Here is a 21,261-nt window from a genome sequence, read left to right on the forward strand (position 1 = left end):
CGTTTTTTCAGAGGGACTGAAAAATCAGGGTCGCGTTGGTCCCACCGAAGCCAAAGCTGTTCGACATCACGGTTTTAAGCGCAGCGTCGCGGTTTTCGGTCACGATGGGGAAACCAGCTGCGCCTTCGTCTTTTTCGGTGATGTTGGCACTGCCGGTAATAAAACCGTGCTTCAGCATCAGCAGGCTGTAGATCGCCTCCTGTACCCCGGCGGCACCCAGAGAGTGACCGGTCAGAGATTTGGTTGAGCTGATTGGCGGTACTTTGTCGCCGAAGGCCTGGCCTACGGCGCGCAGTTCGGTAATGTCACCCGCTGGCGTGCTGGTGCCGTGGGTGTTCAGATAATCAATGGTAGGGTTGCCTGCCATTGCCAGAGCATCCTGCATGCAGCGCACGGCACCTTCGCCGGACGGCGCAACCATGTCAGCACCGTCGGAAGTGGCCGCATAGCCGATCAGTTCAGCGTAAATAGTCGCGCCACGGGCAACGGCGTGTTCGTATTCTTCCAGTACCAGCATGCCGCCGCCGCCAGCGATGACGAAACCGTCACGGGTGGCATCGTAAGGGCGGGATGCAGTCTCCGCAGCGTCGTTGTATTTGCTCGACAGAGCGCCCATGGCATCAAACTGCATGGTCAGAGACCAGTGTTCTTCTTCGCCGCCACCGGCGAAAACGATGTCCTGCTTGCCCCACTGAATCAGTTCCATCGCATGACCGATGCAGTGTGCACTGGTGGCACAGGCGGAGGTCATGGAGTAGTTCACACCTTTAATAGAGAACGGCGTCGCCAGGTTGGCAGATACTGTGCTGCCCATGGTGCGGGTTACGCGGTATGGGCCGACCTTACGGATGCCTTTTTCGCGCAGAATGTCGACGGATTCAACGATATCGCTGGAAGACGCACCGCCGGAGCCGGCAACCAGACCGGTACGGGGATTGCTGACCATCTCAGCGGTCAGGCCGGAATCTTCAATGGCTTCGCGCATGGATAAATAAGAATAAGCTGCGGAGTCACCCATAAAGCGCTTCAGCTTGCGATCGATGACCTCATCCAGATCAATGTGCGGTTTGCCGGCGACGTGGCTGCGGAAGCCGAGTTCGGCGTATTCCGGCATATAGCTGATACCAGAGCGCTGTGCCCGCAGGGATGCCAGTACCTCATCTTTGTTATTACCCAGACAACCTACGATTCCTAAACCTGTAACCACAACTCGACGCATAACTGATACTCTGATTCTTATTAACGAAATGAAATCCTGTACAGCCTATGACAGAAATATTGAGGTAATATTTCAATCCTTTGGCGGCCACCACTATATAGCAGTCGTCAAAAAGGCATAAAGAAAAATATTGTTAACCAATAGTCTTTAATCAAAAGAAAAAGGGTTGTATTAGTGATGGCTGATCAAGATGTGCGCTGGAGCCGGGCGCAGGAGTTGATGTTGGAGAATGCATTGGATGTGGAGACCATGGCTGCTTGTCTGGGGCAGGACGAGGATCGCATGCAGGCTATGTTAGGGGAAAAACCGACGCGGAAAATCACGGATGCCGTGGCGGCACAGATGGAGCAGACCTTTTCCAAGCCCAAAGGGTGGCTCGATCAGTCCGATGACGGCGGTATTACCTTTGACTTGTTTGGCGCCTGATATCAGCAGAATGCGGTAAGCCGGGGACGTTAACGCCCCCCGACTCTTCAGTTTCCGGTGTCTTGCTGTCGCAACAGGCGCACAAACGGCAACCAGATTTTGACCAGCGCGGTGATGACTGCAACCAGACTGGCGGCAATCGCCAGCGGATCGGTATACGGATAACCATCTTCATGAAAGGCCAGGTAGCCCGAAGCCAGTGTCAGCAACAGGGCACTGAGTAATTTCCAGCCATGGGCCTGTAGCCACTGGAAGCGATTGACCAGGGCAACGCTCAGGCAGGCGAACAGCAGGCCGAAAGCACCACCTACCAGAATATCCAGCGGCCAGTGGGCGCCGACCATCGCGCGGCTCAGGGCGGCCGCCAATCCCAACAGCAGAATCAACAGACCAGCACTCAGGCGCTTGTTGTTCAGCCATAACAGGCCGGCACAGCTCAGCGCGGTAAAGGAATGGCCTGAGGGGAAGCTGTGTCCTTTCAGAACGGCACCAATAATGGTGAAGCTGTCATGGCTGAGCACGGCAGCCGGGCGGGCAACGTCCAGCGTATTCTTGAAAAAATGCACGAAAACCGCGCCCAGAATCAGCAGTACCAGCGACTGGGTCAGTAATAATGGCCGGTAGCAGGCGGCAATCAGCAGCACGGCAACGGCAAACAGTGTGTCGGCGACCAGTGTCAGGTTGGCCCACAGCCAGTCAGGCAGCATGCCGCCGGCGTGATTCCACTGTAAAAACAGGGTCTGGTTAGCATTGCTCAGCCACAACAATAAGGCTGCGCTGAGCATCAGTGCTGCCAGAGTCAGTAACGGGGTGCTGCCCAGAGTCTGTTGCTGCGTCATGGCTGCTCCGCAGCAGGGGCTGGGGCTGGGGTTGGAGCTGGAGCAGCGATGCGGCGCACAATCTGAATCGGACCCGACTGGAACAGTACATCATAATATTCGCTGTCACTGGCCAGGCGGTCTTCACGGCCAAAACCGACCTCGCCAATGTCCAGTGGGCGGCGGTGCGTCACCTTATTCAGATAAACGTTAAAGCTCGGCATATCGATGGACTGGGTGTAGACCGGCCCATCCAGCGTCTTGGCAAACTGTGCCGCTTCCCAGACCGGGCGTTGCTGCGCTTCACTGAATGCAGGCACAAAAATAAACCAGACGAACAGAGTCTGGATTCCGCCAACCATGACCAGGCGGCTCCATAACGGATAGCGGCGCCACAGAATCAGGGTCAGGCTGACGATGCCGGCCAGCGCAGCCAGAATGGCGAAGTCCTGATTAAAGTAATGTCCGGCGCGCTGGGCGACGGCAATTTCAATCGGGTTGGTCAGGCGTTGTTCGGCCACCGGAATCAGCAGCGGGAATGCGACCATCACACCAAACAACAGGGCCGGGAACAGCAGGGCGAACCAGCGGTTCTGCAGCCAGGCGTGGTAGCGCGCCATCAGGATCACCAGCGGTGTGCAGCCGTACAGGATGTAATGCGGCAGCTTGGTGCTGGCCAGACTGAATAACACCAGCACCACCAGAAACCAGATCCACAGGAAAGCATCCAGCGGGTCTTTGCCCGGCAGGATATTACGCACAGACGGAACAACGCGCAGCAGCAGGGCACCGAACGGTGCCAGCACAAAAGGCAGCACCAGCGGGTAGAACAGGAAGCCGCCGTCGTGACCTTCCATCGCATTATTGAAGCGGTTGACGTTGTGCTTGAGGAAGAAGCCATCAATAAAGGCCTGTCCCTGTGCCTGATACTCAAGGATGTACCAGGGGGCGGCGATGGCGACAAACAGAATCCAGCCGGGAATAAAGAATATTGCGCGCAGAAATTCTGCCCGGAGGCCCTGGCTCAGGTAAAACAGTGCGGCCACCATAAAGGGAATGGCAACGGCCACCGGCCCTTTGGTCAGTACGCCCAGTGCCATCAGTGCGTAAATTGCAACCAGCAGGCTGTTGGCGGGTTGGCGGCTGTAGCTGTACATCAGCAGCAGCGTGGTGGCCAGCAGGGCGTTGAGTAAGGCATCGGCGGTGGCAACGTGGGCGATCATATTAATGCCCAGGCTGGCGGCAGCGATCAGCGCTGCAATGATGGCTGTTTTTTCATCCAGATGGCGGCGTACAAAAGCGAATATGGCCAGTGTCCAGCCCAGACCGGCCAGCGCCGATGGCAGGCGGAAAGCCCAGACTTCAGTGCCGAATACCGAGATAGACGCGGCCTGCAGCCAATAAATCAGGATTGGTTTGTCGAAACGCACCCGGTCGTTAAGCCAGGTGGTAATGAAATCGCCGCGTTCAAACATGCCGCGGGTCGCCTCGCTGAAGGCGCCCTCGTCATGATCAAACAGCAGATACCCATTGAGGTTGGCAAAGAAAAACCCCACCAGAGCCAGCAGCAGCCACAGCGGCATCTGCAGGCCTGGCAGGCGGTAATGCAACTTAGCTGGCATGCTGATCGTCACCACCTGAGGGGTTGGCCTCTGTCGGGGTAGTGGTTGCAGCGGTTGCTGTGTTTCGTTCCTGATTCCAGCCAGGTTCGCCTTTGTCGGCATCGGCCGCAGGATGGTAGATCACATACTGCTGGCGCTGGGATGATTCAAAGTAAGTACGTGAAATCAGCTCAGACAATACGCCGGTGGTGAGAAATTGCAGGGCGGCAATCACACAGACCACGGCAATTAAAAACAGCGGGCGGTTGCCGATGTCTTCACCCAGAATAAATTTCACAAAAGCCAGGTAGGTCATCATCAGACCACCCATCGAGCCCAGCGCCAGACCGATTGAGCCAAAAAAGTGGCCCGGACGGGCGCGGTAACGCATAAAGAAGTACACCGACAACAGGTCGAGGATCACGCGGAAAGTGCGCGAAATACCGTATTTGGACTCACCGGCAACCCGTGCATTGTGGGTTACCACAATCTCGCCGATACGGCTCGGCGGCACAACCGCAGCCACCCAGGCCGGAATAAAGCGGTGCATTTCACCATACAGACGAACCTGTTTGATGACCGAAGACTTGTAAATTTTCAGCGAGCAGCCGTAATCGTTGATGCGCACACCAGTGATTTTACCAATCAGACGATTGGCGATACGCGATGGAATCTTACGCAGCACCAGATCGTCCTTGCGGTTTTTACGCCAGCCGGTGAGCAGATCCAGATCATTCTCCAGCAGATGGTCGACCATGCGCGGAATATCGGCCGGGTCATTCTGCAGATCGCCATCGAGGGTTGCGATCAGATAGCCACGGGCTTCATCAATACCGGCCTGCATTGCGGCGGTCTGGCCGAAGTTACGGCGCAGCTCAACCACGCGCACGTGGCTGCCGTATTTTTCGGATTCTTTTTTCAGAGCCTGAGGCGTGCCGTCGGTACTGCCATCATCAACGACCAGAAGCTCCCAGTCGCCGTTATAGCTGGCAAGTCCTTCATGCACGCGCGCGACCATAGGGCCAACGTTTTCGATCTCGTTGTACATGGGGATCACTACAGACAGTGAAGGCTTCTTGTTTGCCGCGGATGTATTTGCCTCAGTCAAGGTCATTACCACTCTGTAAAAAGGAATTGCGGGCGCCATGAGCCGGTTTGATAACGCCAAAACCGGTACAGCCACAGCGCGCGATGTAAAAAGAACCGCGATCATACCCAAAAGGGGATGACAGGAAAATAACGAGCACTGCTGCTGGCAAAAACTCAGTGTGCCATCCCACAGTGCTATAGCTGCCGAACTTTATGTCGGCTGGAGCTTTATCCGTTGTTGTTAGCCGTTGCCGGCATCTTCAGACGCTGGGTCAGAAGCGTAATCAGAGCAGTCAGCAGCAGCGTGCTGCCGAGTACAAACAGGTGCAGGTTCACCGCGGCGGCCAGTGCTTTGGCGTGATCAATCCCCCAGGGTAAGAGGCCCGCGAGTACACCGGCTTCGTAGGTGCCGGCGCCGGCCACACCATGAATCGGTAAAACACTGCTCAGCTCGCCGGTGGTCGCGCCCATCCAGCTCTGGCTGTAAGGCAGATCCAGAAACTGCGCCAAAAGCCAGGCATAGACCGCCAGCTTCAGTGCCCAGTTGATCAGGGTCCAGAACAGCGCGCGAGCGAAGCTCCAGGGCGATTTGGGCAGGGCGTGCATCAGCTCGGCGCCACGGTTGGCCAGTTTGCTGGGGTGCGCCAGAAGAAAACGGTTGAGAGCATTTTGCAGAGGCAATACCAGCAGCGGTGCCGTCAGCAGGGCGGCTGCCAGCAGCAGTTTGACGCTGTTGCTGACATCAAGTTGTGTGTGCAGCGACAGCGCGGCGAGCACCAGCAGGGCGTACAGATCGAGCAGACGCAGCCACAATAATGCCGGGCCGCTGTGACGATAGGGCACATCGAAGTGCTGTTTCATCAGCAGAGGGAAGGCCGTTTCGCCGCTGCGCATTGGCAGCATATTATTGAAGAAGTTATGCAACACGGTGATGCGTGTCAGGCGGATAAACTGGCCGCGGCATTGCTGCCAGAAAAAGTCGTAGAAGCGCAGTGCGCGCAGCAGATAACTCAGCAGCATCAGCAGCATGGCGATGGCAACCTGTTGCGGGGCGATGCTCTGCCAGCTCTGCACAACGGCGCTCCAGCCATAACTGCGCTCAACCAGCCAGATCAATGCCAGTAATAAGGTCAGCCCCAGCCAGAATTTCCACGATTTGAACACAATACACCTTAGCGCCTGGTAAAGGCGGGCATGGTTGCCGTCGCCCGGTGTATTGTCAAGCAAGGAGGGCGGGGTTTTACTGTGCGGTCGTTTGAATCACCGCTGGCTTGGTATAAAGTGCGCTCCCGAAAAAGAATAAGCCCAGGGCCCTGGCCGGGCAGCCGTTTCTGTGATGGAGAATTGCCGTGAAAGTCCTGCTGATTAAAACCTCATCGCTGGGGGATGTGTTCCATACCCTGCCGGCGCTGGAAGATGCCTGGCGGGCGATTCCCGGACTGGAAGTCGACTGGGTGGTAGAAGAAGCTTTTGCTGCAATTCCGACCTGGCATCCGGCGGTCAAAAAAGTCATCCCGGTGGCCTGGCGGCGCTGGCGTAAAAATCTGCGTGATAAAGCCAATCGGGCTGAGATGAAAGCCTTCTGGCGTGATCTGCGTGCCACCGAATACGACGTGGTGCTGGATGCTCAGGGCCTGATTAAAAGTGCGGTATTTACCCGTATGGCCTGTGGCCCGCGCTTTGGTCTGGATAAGCACAGTTGCCGTGAGCCGCTGGCGGCGCTGGCCTATCAGTTTCCTCAGAATGTAGCCAAAGGTCAGCACGCCATTCCACGGGTGCGCCAGCTGTTTGCCCAGGTGCTGGGTTATGAAGTGCCGGATGGGCTGAGTTACGGCGTTGACCGCACACGCTGGCAGCGGCCGGCGGTTGACGGTGATTACTGGTTGTTTCTGCATGGCACGACCTGGATCACCAAACTCTGGCCGGAAGCTTACTGGCGTGAGCTGGCAGCCATGGTAGCGGCCAGTGGCCGTAAAGTCGTTCTGCCCTGGGGCAATGATGAAGAGCAGCAGCGCGCCGAACGTATTGCTGCCGGGCTGGATGGTGTTGAGGTGCTGCCGAAAATGGGCCTCAATGCGCTCAATGCTTATCTGGCCCATGCGCAGGCCGTGGTTGGCGTGGATACCGGTTTATCCCATGTGGTTGCCGCGCTGGAAGTGCCTTCCGTGGCGATTTATGGCGCCACCGATTCAACCCTGACCGGCGTATTAGGCCCACAGGTTGAAGTCATGCGCAGCGGTTACAGCGATTGTGCTCCCTGTCTGTCGAAAACCTGCCTGAAAAATGAGCCCGGCGATATTCAGCCGCCTTGTTACCGTGAAATCAGCCCGCAACGGGTGTTTGATCATTTGCTTGAGCGCCTGCGCTCAGCCGGCTGATGGCGGTTAACGCCGGGTAATAAAAAACGGGCGCCAGAGCGCCCGTTTTTTATGGTTTTACGCTGGTTATCAGCCGGCTTTCAGTAGTGCTTTTACATCCTGCTCCAGCGAAATGGCCTTAATGTTGTCCGGTGCCTGTGGCTGGCCAACGGTTAAGCCCACCCGTGACCAGAAGCGGCGTGGCGTTTTGGTGAGTGCCAGCCCATCTTTATGGCTGAAAAAACTGCCCCATAAACCGTCCAGTGCCATCGGAATAACCGGTACGGGCGTTTCTGCAATAATACGTTCGATGCCGGCGCGGAAGGTGTCGATTTCTCCGGTTTGCGTCAGTTTTCCTTCCGGAAAAATGCACACCACCTGGCCATCGGCTAATTCTTCTTTAATGCGGCGGAACGCGGTTTCATAGACCTCGTTGTTGGCTTTGGGCGAACAGATGGGAATGGTTTTGGCGAGACGGAAAAACCATTTCAGACCAGGCATTTCTGAAATGCTGCGATCCATTACAAAGCGGATAGGGCGCGGACAGGCTCCGGCAATCAGTAATGCATCGACATAGCTGACGTGATTGCAGACTAATACGACCGGGCCTTCTTCTGGAATATTCTGAATGCCTTTATGGCTTACGCGGTACATGGTGTGCGACAACATCCAGATAACAAAGCGCAGGGCAAATTCGGGTACCTGTGAGTAGACGTAGCCGACTACAACAATATTCATGATGGCAATCACGCAGAAATATTCGGCGATGGATAACTTCATGACCACCAGGCTGATGATGCCGAAAGCGGCACTGCCAACCATAAAAAGTGCGTTCATCACGTTGTTGGCTGCAATGGTCTGGGCGCGCATTTTTTCGTCACTGCGCTGCTGAATTAAAGCCTGCAGTGGTACAACATATAAACCGCCAAACAAACTGATCAGTGCGATATCCGCCATCATGCGCCAGTGGTCGGCATTCTGTACGAACGCCAGAGCGCTGAGGTCGGAACTGATATTCAGACTGCTGATGGCAAAGTACAGGTCAACACCAAAAATACTCATGCCCAGTGAGCCGATCGGTACTATACCAAGCTCGATTTTATGGCCGGATAGTTTTTCGCACAGCAGCGAGCCTGCGGCCACGCCGACGGAGAACAGAGTTAACAGCAGGGTAACGATTTGCGGGTTGCCGCCTAAGTGGTCACGGGCCAGATTCGGAAACTGGGTCAGGTAACTGGCGCCTAAAAACCAGAACCAGCTGATGGCCATAATTGATAAATACACGGCGCGTTGCTGGCGGGCATTACGTAACGTATTTACCAGCTCGGTAAGCGGATTCCAGTTGATGGTCAGCTGTGGATCACCGGCTTCAGCGGTTGGAATAAAGCGACTGCTGAAATAACCCAGCACGGCAAAAAAGATAACACCCGCAGCAATCCAGTATTTGGCAGCGCTTAAATCGAATAATAAACCGGCGGTGATGGTACCGCCTAAAATGGCCAGAAAAGTGCCCATTTCGACCAGAGCATTACCTCCCACCAGTTCGTCTTTGTGCAGCTGTTGTGGCAGTAAGGCGAATTTTACCGGGCCAAACAATGCCGATTGCAGACCCATCAAAAACAACAGGGTCATCATCAGCAGCATATTGTTGGTAATAATGCCGGCAGCAGCAATCAGCATGATGGCGACTTCGAGTAATTTAACGCTGCGGATTAAACGCGATTTTTCCATTTTATCGGCGATCTGGCCGGCGATTGGCGAGAACAGAAAAAACGGCAGGATAAACAGCCCGGCGGCAAGGTTGGTGTACAGTGCGGAATCTTCTTCGGCGATAATGCCGCTGAAAGCGATCAGCAATAACAGCGCATTTTTGTATAAATTATCGTTAAACGCGCCCAGTGCCTGGGTAATAAAATACGGCAGAAAGCGGCGTTTGCCGAGCAGGGTAAACTGACTGTGCTGACTCATGGCTGATTTCCTTGTATGGCCTGTTGGTTATACATGACGGTCTTCCTTATCGTTAATCCAGCCGGGTAAATAATGGTGCAGCAGAGAGAGAATCATGCTGTGGCCATTGATATTGCCCGGAGTAAATAATTTATCATCCAGTGCCAGCACGCAGATGCCGTGAACGCTTGCCCAGATCGTCCGTGCGCTTTGAGCGCAGTCGGCTGCCGTGGTGCCGGGTTTGAGTATGGTGAGCTGCTGTTGCAGCAGAGTGAATACGTTATCGATGCGTTGTTGCTGCCAGTCGGGCAGGTTTTCCTGTTCCGGTAACTGATGCTCAAACAGGAGTCGCCATTGATGCGGGTGCTGGCTGGCGAAGTTGAAATAACTCATGGCACAGGCTTCCAGCGCTTGTTGTGGTGAGTCTGCCTGCTCTATAGCGGCGCATAATTCACGGTATATCTGATCCAGAGTGCGGGCGTTGGCGGCCAGCAGCAACAACCCATAACTGCCGAATTGGTTGATCAGCGTGCCGGGGGAATAGCCGACCTCGCGTGCAATCTGGCGCAGGCTGAGGCTGTTGGCCGGCTGCTGCTGCAGCAGATTGAGCACCGTTTCCATGGTCAGTTGTTGCAGCTGTACGGGGGTGTGATCCTGGCGGCGGGCCATGATGAGTCACCTGAATGATTTTGAACGGCGTTCAATATAAGATTGTTCTGAACGCTGTTCAATAGATTTTTTACGTCAGGAACGGGAAGGGTGGCCGGGTTATTTGCCCCGGTACTCGCCTGGGGTCATGCCTGTCCAGGCCTTGAAGCGGCGGTGGAACGAGCGGGCCTCGCTGAAGCCCAGGCGGGCGGCGATATCGTTCACCGGAATATTGGTGGTACGCAGCCAGTTGGTTGCCACTTCGCGACGTAAGTCATCGAGCAGTTGCTGGTAGCCGGTACCGGCCTCCTGTAAGCGGCGCTGCAGTGTGCGCTCGGTCATGCCGAGTTCGGCGGCGACTTTGTCGCGCCGCGGTAGGTCTTCCTCCATCAGGCTGCGCAGCAGTGAACGGGTCTGCATCACAATCGGGTGCTTTTCCTGCAGTTCGGCCATAACAGCGGCAGCCTGCTGCTCCAGCGTAGCCAGTAATGTCGGGTCGGGCTGGCGCAGAGGTGTATCAAGAATGGGTTCCGGGAAAATCAGCGCACTGCGATCGCTGCCAAATTCCAGTGGGGCCTGAAAAATGTCTTCATAAACAGCCAACAGGGCGGGGGCGGGCTTGTTACGCTCGAACAGGACGCATTCGGGTTTGCCGTCCTGCATATCGGCCAGCCAGCGGGCAAACACCAGCCAGCTGCCAAGCACGTTGTCGATCATGTGTGGGCGTACAACCGGATCGTCGTATTGGCAGACCCAGCGCATCGCCAGGTGTGGGCCGTATTTTTCGATTTTGGTAACACCCATGTCGCCAACGATGGCTTCGTATTCCGGTGTGATGTGCAGCGCCTCGCGTGCGGTGCGACAGTTCATCGCCATGTAGCCAACCAGGCTGTAAGAGCCGGGCTGCACATAACGTGAGCTTTTTAAGCCGAACAATGGGTCGCGGGTCTGCTCGATCAGCCAGCGGATCAGGCTCTGGAAGGCACGGCCGTGGGTGCGGCTGATGCTGTTATCCATTATGCCATGGGGCATGTTGACGGCATCCAGAGCCTGTACGGGTTCTATTCCGTAGTCCTGCGCTGCGCGCAGATACTGGCGGATGGCTGCAGATGAAGCGGTACCTAATAAATCTTGAGAGTTCATCCGATGTGCATCATGTTGTTGTTATAACCGCGTGGAGTCTGGCATTGGGTTTGTCGTTGCGCTGGCTGAATATACTACGTCTCTGTCTCAAACTGTCAGTGCCAGCGTTCAGCCTTCGCTGTATCTTAGCGCTCTCTGCGAATTGGGTCTAACGGACATTTGAGGATTACAACATGGGTCGTCGCTGGAATGGTTGGGGTGATGAGAGTTATATCAAAGAGGTGCCGGCACACGGCGAGCGCCTGATTCATTCCGTCATCGGAGAAACCAAGGCTCTGACCGATGCCACGCTGGAGTCGGTGATGGCGCAGGTTCCTGCTTCCCGTCTGGCGGCCCATCCTCTGGTGGTAACGGCGGCTGAAGACCGTGTACGCCATGCCCGTGGACAAAGTTTTCCGGATTGGCTGGCCATGCGCAGTGGGGACTTCGGGGTTTTTCCTGACGGGGTTGCCTATCCGGAAACCAGCTCTCAGGTACGTGAACTGCTGGATTATGCCGTTGAGTACGATGTGGAAGTTATTCCCTATGGTGGCGGTACCTCAGTGGCCGGGCATATTACGCCGCTGGCCAGCCAGCGCGCGATCCTGACCATCGATCTGGGGCGTATGAACCAGTTGATGGAGCTGAACGAAGAAAGCCAGATCGCCACTTTTGGTGCCGGTACGCCGGGGCCTCTGGTTGAAAGCCAGCTGCGTGCCCGTGGTTACACGCTGGGGCACTTTCCTCAATCCTGGGAGCTTTCAACCATTGGTGGCTGGATTGCTTCCCGCTCCAGTGGTCAGCAGTCGCTGCGTTACGGTCGTATCGAGCAAATGTTTGCTGGTGGACGCATGGAAACTCTGCTGGGAACTATGGATATTCCGACCATTCCGGCATCGTCCGCCGGTCCGGATATGCGTGAAATTACCATGGGCATGGAAGGGCGCATGGGCATCTTTACCGAAGTGAAGGTGCGTGTGACGCGGATGGCGGAAGAGGAAAAATTCTTCGTGGTCTTTATGCCTAACTGGCAGGCTGCGAAAACGGCAGTGCGTGAACTGGTGCAGAATAAAGTACCGATGTCGATGATGCGCGTGAGTAATGCCAAAGAAGCCAAAGCGCATCTGCATCTGGGCACTCAGGAAAAGCAGTTTAAATTGCTGGACCGTTTCCTGCGTTTTATGGGAATGGGCGATGAGCGCTGCATGCTGACCTATGGTGTCACCGGCACTAAATATCAGAACAAGACGTCGCTGAAACAGATCCGTAAAGTATTAAAAGCTCACGGTGGTGTTGGTGGGCCTCTGGCTAATATTATGGGCAGCATCTGGTCTCATGGCCGCTTTAAATTTCCGTATCTGCGTGAAACCACCTGGACGCGCGGTATTGCTGTAGACACGCTGGAAACTTCGACCGACTGGGATAATATCGATCAGTTAATGGCCGATGTGGAAAGCGCACTGGAAACTGCGCTGCGCAGCGATGGTGAAGAAGTGATGGTGTTTACCCACCTTTCGCACATGTACACTCAGGGCTCTAGTATTTACACCACGTACTTCTTCCGCTGCGCTGACAGCTACGAAGAAACCCTGGAGCGCTGGCGCAAACTGAAGCACAAGGCATCTTCGGTGATTGCCCGTGGCCGTGCGACGATTTCACATCAGCATGGTGTCGGTAAAGATCATGCGCCGTATCTGCCAGCGGAAAAAGGTGCGCTGGGTATGCGCGTGCTGAATACGCTGGTACAGGATTTTGACCCGCAACAGCGACTTAATCCGGGCACTTTGCTGGAAAAAAATAATAGCGGCAATGCCGCAGGAAACACCGTAAAAAAGACACAACAGGAGCAGGCTGAACCGTTACTGGAACAGCAGTCTTCCTGATCAGTGTAAAAACTTAATAACTACATTCTCATCAAAACGATAATCAGCAACCGCCGGACAGGATAAAAGAGCAGTATGTGGCAGACAGCATGGGTACCAGGGCAGCGTGAGCATCAGCTGGAGCAGTTAAAGAGTGCTCCGCAGCACTGGGATGTGATCGTTGCCGGTGGCGGCATCACGGGTGCGGGAATAGCCCGCGAAGCGGCGCGCCGTGGTCTGAAAGTACTGCTGCTTGAACGCCAGGATTTTGCCTGGGGTACGTCCAGCCGGTCATCCAAAATGGTGCATGGCGGTCTGCGCTATATCGCCGCTGGTGATGTGAAAACCACCATGCATTCGGTGCAGGAACGCGAGCGTCTAATGACGGAAGCACCGGGACTTGTCGATCAGATGGGCTACCTTATGGCGCATTATAAGGGCGGTTTTCCCGGACCTTTTGTATTTAATACGCTGCTGCGCATCTATGATTTTTTTGCTGGCAAACGCTACCGTCATTATTTCAAACGCGACGACTTCGAATACCTGAGTCCACTGCTGAATGAGCACGAGTTAATTGGCGGTACTCAGTTTGCGGATGCGGTCACCGATGATGCCCGTCTGGTGGTCCGCGTGTTGCGCGAAGCGCAGAAAGACGGTGCTGTGGTGCTTAACTACGTTGGTGTTAAACAACTGCTGAAAGATGGTGAGCAGGTTGTGGGTGCCCGTGTGGAAGATGTGCTCACAGGTGAAAGTTATGATGTTAAGGCTGATGTCGTGATTAATGCCACCGGTGCCTGGGCGGATGAACTGCGTGGTCAGATGACCGACGAGAAAAAAATCCGTCCGGCGCGTGGTAGTCATATTGTTGTACCGGCCTGGCGTTTGCCGGTTGCGCAGTCATTTACGGCGATGCACCCGGATGATAAACGCCCGATTTTTATTTTCCCGTGGGAAGGCCGTACCGTGATTGGTACCACTGATCTGGACAATAACGGCATCGATAACAGCGAAGCCAGTATGACCCGGGCAGAGTTGGATTATTTATTAAAAGTCGCCCGTCATCAGTTTCCGAAAGCCGATCTTGCCGAAAAAGATATTATTTCCAGCTGGGCCGGCGTGCGCCCACTGGTGTCTTCCGGTGCTTTAAATCCATCGAAAGAAAAGCGTGATCACAGTGTCTGGGATGATAAAGGTCTGGTCAGTGTCAGTGGTGGAAAATTAACCACTTTCCGTCTGATTGCTCTGGATGCACTCGAAGCGGCACGTAAATACATTAAGCGTTTTCCCTCCGGTGAATTCGGTGCGCAGATTTTTACGCCGGCAGTTTCTGAGCATAAAAAATATCAGGCTCTGCCAGGATATCTGCAGAAACGTCTGAGTGGCCATTTTGGTATGGATCTGGATGCGCTGTTAAATCTGGCCAAAGAAGGTGAGCTGGATGTGATTCCCGGCAGCCGTACTCTTTGGGCTGAGCTGCGCTGGTCGGCGGCGAATGAGTCGGTTAAACATCTGGATGATTTACTGCTGCGCCGTACCCGTCTCGGTTTGCTGCTGGAGCAGGGCGGACTTGGATTTACCGATAAAATCCGTGCGGTCTGTGCCGAAGAGCTGGGTTGGGATAATGCTCACTTTCAGGAAGAGCTTGAGCGTTATAAAGCAATCTGGAATAAGCATTACAGCGTTCCTAAATAATATAAGCGCCATAACAGACTGCCTTTGCGGGCAGGCTGTTATGGCGTTTTATCACAACGATAAAAAGAATCAGGCAGCTCAGCAGTATGGCAAATGCGGAATATTTACTGGCAATTGATAATGGCACCCAAAGTGTACGCGTGCTGGTATTTGATCAGCAGGGTAATGAGGTTGCCAAAAGCAAAGTTACCATTGAGCCGTACTTTTCCCGTCATCCGGGCTGGGCTGAACAGGATGCTGGTTACTATTGGGAAAACCTTCAGGAAGCCTTCCGGCGCTTATGGGCGCAGGGTAAGGTAACTCCGGATCAGATTCGCGGCGTGTCACTGACAACGCAGCGCTACACCATGATCAATCTTGATGAGAATTTCCAGCCTTTACGTCCGGCCATTGTCTGGATGGATCAGCGCCAGGCGGCGGTAGAAACACCGGTTGGTGGCATCTGGGGGGTACTGATTAAAACATTGGGGCTGAGTCATTTAATCCGTGAGATGCGTGCAAAAGCACGGGATAACTGGATTGCCCAGCACGAACCGGATGTTTGGGCAAAAACCCGTTATTACGTGAATTTATCGGCCTGGCTGACGTATTGCCTGAGTGGTGAATTAAAAGATTCGACCGGTTCCATCGTTGGTTATCTACCCTACGACTATAAGCGTCAGCAATGGGCAAAGCCTTCCGACCTGAAATGGAAACTGCTGTCTGCTACCCGCGGGATGATGCCGGATCTGGTATCTCCGGGGGAGCAGTTAGGACAGGTTTCTGCAGCCGCAGCGGCGCTGACCGGGTTGCCGGCCGGGTTGCCGATGATTGCGGCAGCCTCGGATAAAGCTTGTGAAGTAATGGGTGCTGGTGGGCTTGATGCGCATATCGGTTGTCTGAGTTATGGCACGACCGCCACCATTAATACGACAACGGCAAAGTACATCGAAACCATTCCGTTTATTCCGCCTTATACCGCTGCCGTTCCGGGTCATTACAATACCGAAATGATGATTTACCGCGGTTTCTGGATGGTGAGCTGGTTCAAGGAAGAGCTGGCACATAATGAGCAGCGGCTGGCGGCCGAACGTGGTGTAGAGCCTGAGCAGTTATTTGATGAGCTGGTTAACCAGGTACCGGCGGGTTCTATGGGGCTGATGATGCAGCCTTACTGGTCGCCGGGTGTGCGTCAGCCAGGGCCGGAAGGCAAGGGCGCCTTAATTGGCTTTGGCGATGTGCATAAGCGCGCCCATATTTACCGCGCCATTCTCGAAGGTCTGGCCTATGAATTACGTCAGGGTAAAGAGCAGATTGAAAAACGCAGCCGGGTGCCGATTACCCGTTTGCGGGTATCAGGGGGAGGCTCGCAGAGTGATGCGGCGATGCAGCTGACGGCGGATATTTTTGGTATGACTGCCGAGCGTCCGCATACCAGTGAAACCTCAGGGCTGGGCGCTGCCATTAACTGTGCCGTGGGCTTGGGGATCTATCCTGATTACCGTACGGCCATCATGAAAATGACCCGTGTCGGGCAGCTATTTGAGCCCGAATTCAAAACGGTAAGACTGTATGACCGTTTATACAAAGAGGTTTACCGCAAAATGTATAAACGTATGAAGCCTTTGTATCAGAGTATTCGTGAAATAACAGGCTATCCGCAGTAAGCAGTCAGACAGACTGCATGAGCGTATTCGCTGTTTGTAGGGCATTCAGATAGTGTAACTCCGTTTGTGCAGGGCTGATCCCCAGTCCCTGCAACACGTTCCAGTCGATAGATTCCCAGCGCCCCTGTTCCATGCATATTGTCGTTGAAAGAATAAAACCATAATCACCGGAGTGGTCTGTCAGGGCTGATGTCAGGTCTGCAGGCAGGCGGAGGCGCTGGCAGATTTCTGCCAGTGGTCGGTCAAGGAATGCATCCAGCAGGGAAAACAGACCAAGGGTAAACGCGGTTTCATCATCCAGATTGGGCCAGGCAAAGACCAGGGCTTTGCACAGCAGAGCCCTTACTACTGCCTGCTCCCGTAATACCGCAGGTTTTTCCTGCAGGCGGCCAAGGGCAATCAGATTAGACCAGGCCCGCAGGCGATCGAGGCCAACGATGACAATGGCGCGGGAAATTGAAGTGATTTCACGGGCAAAACCAACGGCAGCGGAGTTAACCATCTGCAGCAGTTTATAACTGAGTTGCGGGTCGGTCTGAAGGATGGTGGAGACGTCTTCAATTTTGCTGTCAGGGTCGTTAAGGATCTGCAGAAGTTGCAATACGGCCATCTGATTGTCCGGCAGCCGTTTGCCATAGACATTATCGGGATGACTGAAAAAGTATCCCTGAAACAAGGTGCAGCCTGCATCCCGGCACAGCCGGTACTCTTCTCTGGTTTCTACTTTTTCAGCCAGCCATTGCAGGTTGTGGTGCTTATATTTGTCAATCAGCGCTGGCAGCTGCCTGATATCCGGCAGGCGGCGTATGTCGACTTTCACAATATCAATCAACGGAAAAAGGGCTGCCTGGGCTTCGTCTCCCTGATAGTCATCCAGCGCAATCCGGTAGCGTAGTTTTTTCAGCTTACGCAGGGCTGTCAGGTTCTCTTCGCTTGCCGGAATGTACTCCAGCAGCTCCGCCACAAGGCTGTTGGCCGGCATAATGGGAGGGTTATGCAGCCAGCGACTGGTGAAGTTGATAAACGCAGGCAGCCCGCCTGTGACCAGATCGATACCGATATCATTGAATGCACTGATCAGGACTTCACTGGTTGCCCGGTCACCATGCTCATTCTGCCAGGCCAGAGTGTCTTCCGGCAGAGGCCGGCACAGAAGCTCATAACCAACCACATTCAGGCTGGTGTCCAGAATCGGCTGTCGCGCCAGCAGTGGTGGGTCTGTTTTGTCCATATATTTTCCCTGATTCATCCCCTCCAGTGTAGACAGTATTTTCATGCGTTTTTGCGGCTCTTGGCTACACTTTGGTAAAGAACGGTTATTGGAGTGTTATATGAGCGGGGTTCTGAGCAGTGTTGATGCCCGTACCAAGTTGGTGGGCCAAAACCGCCTGGAGTTGTTGTTGTTTAATCTGGGTGGCAGCCAACAGTTTGCTATCAACGTGTTCAAGGTACAGGAAGTCATGCGGATGCCGCACCTGACCCGTATTCCTGACCGTCACCCGGTGGTGCGCGGCGTAACGCATTTGCGTGGTCAGACGGTACCTGTTGTCGATCTGCGTCATGCCATTCAGATGGGGCCGCTGAAGCTGAACGAAGAAGATGCCACTATTATTGTGACTGAGTACAACATGACGGTGCAGGCATTTCTGGTCGGAGGGGTTGACCGGATCGTCAATATGAACTGGAGCGAAATTTTGCCACCTCCGGGCGGAGCCGGGAGGCAGCATTATCTGACGGCTATTACCCGCATCGATGATCGTATTGTCGAAATTATCGATGTGGAAAAGGTTCTCGCCGAAATTGCACCGTACAACTCTGTGTTGTCGGCCGATGCTTACGATGATGAGCTGCTGGAAAAAGTGCGGGGCAAAGACATTCTGATCGTTGATGATTCACATGTGGCTATTCAGCAGATGCGTCAGGTTCTGGAACCCATGGGGCTGAACATTATTGAGGCGAATAATGGCCTTGAAGCTTATCAGTTATTGATGCACTGGAAAGAAGAAGGGCGGGACGTCAGTAATAATCTGGTGATGATTATTACTGACGCAGAAATGCCGGAAATGGACGGTTATATGCTGACCACCGAAATTCGCCGTGATACTGAATTGAAAGATACCTTTATTATTCTGCATACGTCGTTATCGGGGAATTTCAATAAGGCCATGGTTGAAAAAGTCGGGTGTAATGGTTTTCTGTCAAAATTTGCACCGGAAGCAATGGCAAAAGAGGTTCAGCGTCTGATGCGGGAAAAAATGAAAATGCCGCCCAGAGCTGATTGATATTTACTCTGCTAACAGGAAGCGCCTTACGGCGCTTTTTTATTTTTGGTTGTCTGTCTGACCGGTCTGTATGTTGTATTGAGTATGTTGTTTGTTGTCGGGCTATCTATTAGAGTGCCCTGAACAAGGAGGGCGTATGCCGCACATTTCCCGTTTATTTATTTACCCGATTAAATCCTGTGCGCCGGTAGAGGTTGAACGGCTTGTGTTTGATCGTCATGGCCCGGTTGGTGATCGCCGTTTTTTATTGGTGGATGAGCAGGGTGGTTTTATCACGCAGCGTCAGCAGCCGAAGATGGCCCGCATTCGTCCTGTGCTGGAAGAAACCGTATTGCGGGTGGATGTGGACGGCCAGGCGACATTACGGGTACCGCTGGCAGAGCAGGGGGCTTTGCGCAAAACAGTGACTGTCTGGAATGATTCTCTGCCGGCAGAGGATTGTGGTGATGATGCTGCGGCCTGGTTTTCTTCTGCTCTGGGTATCGACTGCCGTCTGGTCCGTTTGCCGGCTGACAGTCAGCGTCAGGTGGATCTGCGTTATGCTGAGCCCGGACAGTGGGTCAGCTTTGCGGATGGATTTCCTGTATTGGTTACCACGGAAAGCAGTCTCGGAGCACTGTCTGAGCGGGTCGGGCGTGACATTCAGATGGAGCGTTTCCGGCCAAATGTGGTGGTGAATGGCAGTGCTGTTTTTGCTGAGCGTCGCTGGCAGATGCTGAAACATAAAGACGGTCAGCTGGCTATTTGTAAGCCTTGTCAGCGCTGCGTTATACCAACCCGGAGTATGGATACTCTGGAGCGTGAAGCTGATGTGCTGGATGCGTTAAAAGAGCTGTGTCGTATCGATGGGAAAATACTCTTTGGTCAGAATGCCCTGGTGTCTGACATTCATCAGCTTTGTGTCGGAGATGAGTTAACCGAGCACTTTGTTTAATAAGTGCCCGGTGTTACCGGATCTGTTACCGGATCAGAAAAATTCAATATCGTCGTTAGTGCCGAAAGTATCCTGAGCCTGTTTGTCAAAATGGTGACGATAGATTTCAAGTGCTTCGGCAACGGAATGGCCAGCCATGATGTGTTCAAACATAATGCGCTCGGCTTCCATCGTGTAATTGCTTTTTATGTGCTGCTGTAAGCTGTTCCAGGCACCGGCTTTATAGCGTTGTTCGGCATTGCCGATTAAATGCCCCATCCGTTCAAGACTGTCGCCTACATGCTCAAGACGTTGGGTCAGGCGGTCATAAAACTGGAAGGCAATGATGGCCTGCTGAATTTCCTGTTGCAGCTCACTGGCAATTTCACCGGTCTTTTGTGGCAGGTCATCTTTATGAGCAGCGGCCAGTTGCACCAGTTTCTGTGAGTTATCCGCCATGGCGGTAAAGCTGCTGGTCAGCTTATTGATAGACTGATTTCCCTCATGCAGTGAGGTGTCTATCTGAGCGATAGCAAGAGCCAGCATGGTCAGGGTTTCACCTACCTGGCTCCAGTCAACTTCATGGTCAGCGGTTTTTCCGTACCCGCCCAGAGTGTGGCGTTGTTGTTGGCTCATTCAGATTCTCATTGCAGCGACTGCTTCAAGCATAGATGAGAATCTGAAGGTTGCCTGCGGATCAGTTTTCGTCTTTGTTCTGCAGTCGCAGCAGCAGGGCCGAGGTATCGAGCCTGCCGGCTCCCATTGACTGCAGTTCCCGGTAATAGTCATTTACCAGTCTGGTTACAGGAAGGTCGGTGTTGTTGCGCAGGGCTTCTTCGAGGCAGATATCCAGATCTTTACGCATCCAGTCGATGGCAAAGCCATGCTGGTACTCGCCTGCAATCATTGTTTGATTACGGTTGCTCATCTGCCAGCTGCCGGCAGCGCCCTGAGAAATCACACCCATTACTTTGTCACGATCTAAACCCGCTTTTTCGGCGAAATGCAGTCCTTCGGCAAGCGCTTGTATCAGTCCGGCAACGCAGATCTGATTGACCATTTTGGTTTTCTGGCCGCTGCCAATCTCTCCCATGCGCTCAATGGCACGGGTATATGGTGTGGTAATGGTCCGAATGTCGCTGAAATCACTGACCTCGCAGCCGACCATCAGACTCAGCTGACCATTGATGGCACCTTGCTGACCGCCGGATACCGGCGCATCGCAGAAGCGCAGTCCTGCGTTTTTGGCGGCTGATGCCATCTCTTCCGCCAGAAGGGCTGAGGTGGTGGTGTGATCAATGATTAATGTGCCGCGATTCATCGCCGCGATGGCGTTGTGCTGGCCGGTCAGAATGTCGCGTACATCATCATCGCGGCCGACGCAAAGAATGACGGCGTCGCAATGGTGGACGGCGTTGCTGATGTTATCAAAGCCCTCACCGTTGTATTCGCTCAGCCATTGCGCTGTGCGGGCAGGGGTGCGGTTGTACACTCTGACAGAGTGGCCATTGTTGGCAAGATGGCCAGCCATTGGATAACCCATGTTGCCAAGTCCGATAAATGCCAGTGTTGCCATTGAAGTCTCCTGTAGCAGAAATAAAAAAAGCCGCTCAGTGAGCGGCTTTTTATACAACTAACC

Annotated in this window: 18 protein-coding genes; 7 read left to right on the forward strand and 11 right to left on the reverse strand. The window is 54.0% G+C overall.

What is annotated here, in order from left to right:
- Nucleotides 1–7: 7 nt before the first annotated feature.
- Nucleotides 8–1,219: a beta-ketoacyl-ACP synthase I gene (fabB, locus tag HUF18_RS09120; protein ID WP_145468919.1), complete on the reverse strand. Its 1,212-nt coding sequence runs from the start codon at nt 1,217–1,219 to the stop codon at nt 8–10.
- A 177-nt stretch (nt 1,220–1,396) separates the two neighbouring features.
- Here fabB and HUF18_RS09125 point away from each other — a divergent pair, with 177 nt between their 5' ends.
- Nucleotides 1,397–1,645, forward strand: coding sequence for a hypothetical protein (locus HUF18_RS09125; protein WP_145468918.1), 249 nt, complete (start codon nt 1,397–1,399; stop codon nt 1,643–1,645).
- A gap of 47 nt (nt 1,646–1,692) precedes the next feature.
- Here HUF18_RS09125 and HUF18_RS09130 read toward each other — a convergent pair whose 3' ends face one another.
- The 4 genes from HUF18_RS09130 to HUF18_RS09145 form a co-directional block, all read right to left on the reverse strand.
- A complete protein-coding gene (locus HUF18_RS09130) occupies nt 1,693–2,484 on the reverse strand; it encodes a phosphatase PAP2 family protein (protein ID WP_225691965.1) in 792 nt (263 codons plus the stop codon).
- The gene (locus tag HUF18_RS09135) at nt 2,481–4,085 is read right to left on the reverse strand and encodes an ArnT family glycosyltransferase (protein WP_225691966.1); all 1,605 of its coding nucleotides are present in this window, start codon (nt 4,083–4,085) and stop codon (nt 2,481–2,483) included. The genes HUF18_RS09130 and HUF18_RS09135 overlap by 4 nt, the downstream gene beginning before the upstream one ends.
- A complete protein-coding gene (locus HUF18_RS09140; RefSeq protein ID WP_230332003.1) occupies nt 4,075–5,112 on the reverse strand; it encodes a glycosyltransferase family 2 protein in 1,038 nt (345 codons plus the stop codon). Before HUF18_RS09140 ends, HUF18_RS09135 begins: the two co-directional genes overlap by 11 nt.
- Before the next feature lie 269 nt (nt 5,113–5,381).
- Nucleotides 5,382–6,317 (reverse strand): lysylphosphatidylglycerol synthase domain-containing protein, encoded by a 936-nt coding sequence (locus HUF18_RS09145; protein ID WP_225691968.1) that lies wholly within the window; start codon nt 6,315–6,317, stop codon nt 5,382–5,384.
- 185 nt (nt 6,318–6,502) lie between these two features.
- On the opposite strand from HUF18_RS09145, the gene waaC reads away from it, so the two are divergent.
- Nucleotides 6,503–7,531 (forward strand): lipopolysaccharide heptosyltransferase I, encoded by a 1,029-nt coding sequence (gene waaC / locus HUF18_RS09150; protein WP_225691969.1) that lies wholly within the window; start codon nt 6,503–6,505, stop codon nt 7,529–7,531.
- Nucleotides 7,532–7,600: 69 nt separating this feature from the next.
- Here the strand turns inward: waaC and HUF18_RS09155 are convergent, their stop codons facing one another.
- From HUF18_RS09155 to HUF18_RS09165, 3 genes are all read right to left on the reverse strand, one after another.
- A complete protein-coding gene (locus HUF18_RS09155; RefSeq protein WP_225691970.1) occupies nt 7,601–9,478 on the reverse strand; it encodes an MFS transporter in 1,878 nt (625 codons plus the stop codon).
- Between the two features lie 27 nt (nt 9,479–9,505).
- A complete protein-coding gene (locus tag HUF18_RS09160; protein ID WP_225691971.1) occupies nt 9,506–10,126 on the reverse strand; it encodes a TetR/AcrR family transcriptional regulator in 621 nt (206 codons plus the stop codon).
- 99 nt (nt 10,127–10,225) lie between these two features.
- On the reverse strand, nt 10,226–11,248 hold the full coding sequence (locus HUF18_RS09165; RefSeq protein WP_225691972.1) for an AraC family transcriptional regulator: 1,023 nt from the start codon (nt 11,246–11,248) through the stop codon (nt 10,226–10,228).
- 173 nt (nt 11,249–11,421) lie between these two features.
- Here HUF18_RS09165 and HUF18_RS09170 point away from each other — a divergent pair, with 173 nt between their 5' ends.
- The 3 genes from HUF18_RS09170 to HUF18_RS09180 all read left to right on the forward strand — a co-directional run bounded on the left by HUF18_RS09170 (nt 11,422) and on the right by HUF18_RS09180 (nt 16,427).
- Nucleotides 11,422–13,110: an FAD-binding oxidoreductase gene (locus HUF18_RS09170; protein WP_225691973.1), complete on the forward strand. Its 1,689-nt coding sequence runs from the start codon at nt 11,422–11,424 to the stop codon at nt 13,108–13,110.
- A gap of 75 nt (nt 13,111–13,185) precedes the next feature.
- On the forward strand, nt 13,186–14,781 hold the full coding sequence (locus HUF18_RS09175) for a glycerol-3-phosphate dehydrogenase/oxidase (protein ID WP_225691974.1): 1,596 nt from the start codon (nt 13,186–13,188) through the stop codon (nt 14,779–14,781).
- 86 nt (nt 14,782–14,867) lie between these two features.
- On the forward strand, nt 14,868–16,427 hold the full coding sequence (locus tag HUF18_RS09180; RefSeq protein WP_225691975.1) for an FGGY-family carbohydrate kinase: 1,560 nt from the start codon (nt 14,868–14,870) through the stop codon (nt 16,425–16,427).
- A gap of 4 nt (nt 16,428–16,431) precedes the next feature.
- Here the strand turns inward: HUF18_RS09180 and HUF18_RS09185 are convergent, their stop codons facing one another.
- Nucleotides 16,432–17,703, reverse strand: coding sequence for an EAL and HDOD domain-containing protein (locus tag HUF18_RS09185; protein WP_225691976.1), 1,272 nt, complete (start codon nt 17,701–17,703; stop codon nt 16,432–16,434).
- 55 nt (nt 17,704–17,758) lie between these two features.
- On the opposite strand from HUF18_RS09185, the gene HUF18_RS09190 reads away from it, so the two are divergent.
- Nucleotides 17,759–18,709, forward strand: a complete 951-nt coding sequence (locus HUF18_RS09190) for a chemotaxis protein CheV (protein WP_145468906.1) — start codon at nt 17,759–17,761, stop codon at nt 18,707–18,709.
- Between the two features lie 136 nt (nt 18,710–18,845).
- On the forward strand, nt 18,846–19,643 hold the full coding sequence (locus HUF18_RS09195; RefSeq protein ID WP_225691977.1) for an MOSC domain-containing protein: 798 nt from the start codon (nt 18,846–18,848) through the stop codon (nt 19,641–19,643).
- A 33-nt stretch (nt 19,644–19,676) separates the two neighbouring features.
- On the opposite strand, the gene HUF18_RS09200 is transcribed toward HUF18_RS09195, so the two are convergent.
- Together HUF18_RS09200 and HUF18_RS09205 are read right to left on the reverse strand one after the other, a co-directional pair.
- The gene (locus HUF18_RS09200; RefSeq protein WP_225691978.1) at nt 19,677–20,258 is read right to left on the reverse strand and encodes a hypothetical protein; all 582 of its coding nucleotides are present in this window, start codon (nt 20,256–20,258) and stop codon (nt 19,677–19,679) included.
- A 61-nt stretch (nt 20,259–20,319) separates the two neighbouring features.
- Nucleotides 20,320–21,255: an NAD(P)-dependent oxidoreductase gene (locus HUF18_RS09205; RefSeq protein WP_342453567.1), complete on the reverse strand. Its 936-nt coding sequence runs from the start codon at nt 21,253–21,255 to the stop codon at nt 20,320–20,322.
- Between the last annotated feature and the right edge of the window lie 6 nt (nt 21,256–21,261).

It is taken from the genome of Thalassolituus sp. ST750PaO-4, from assembly GCF_020320405.1.
GTDB lineage: Bacteria > Pseudomonadota > Gammaproteobacteria > Pseudomonadales > Oceanobacteraceae > Venatoribacter > Venatoribacter alkanivorans.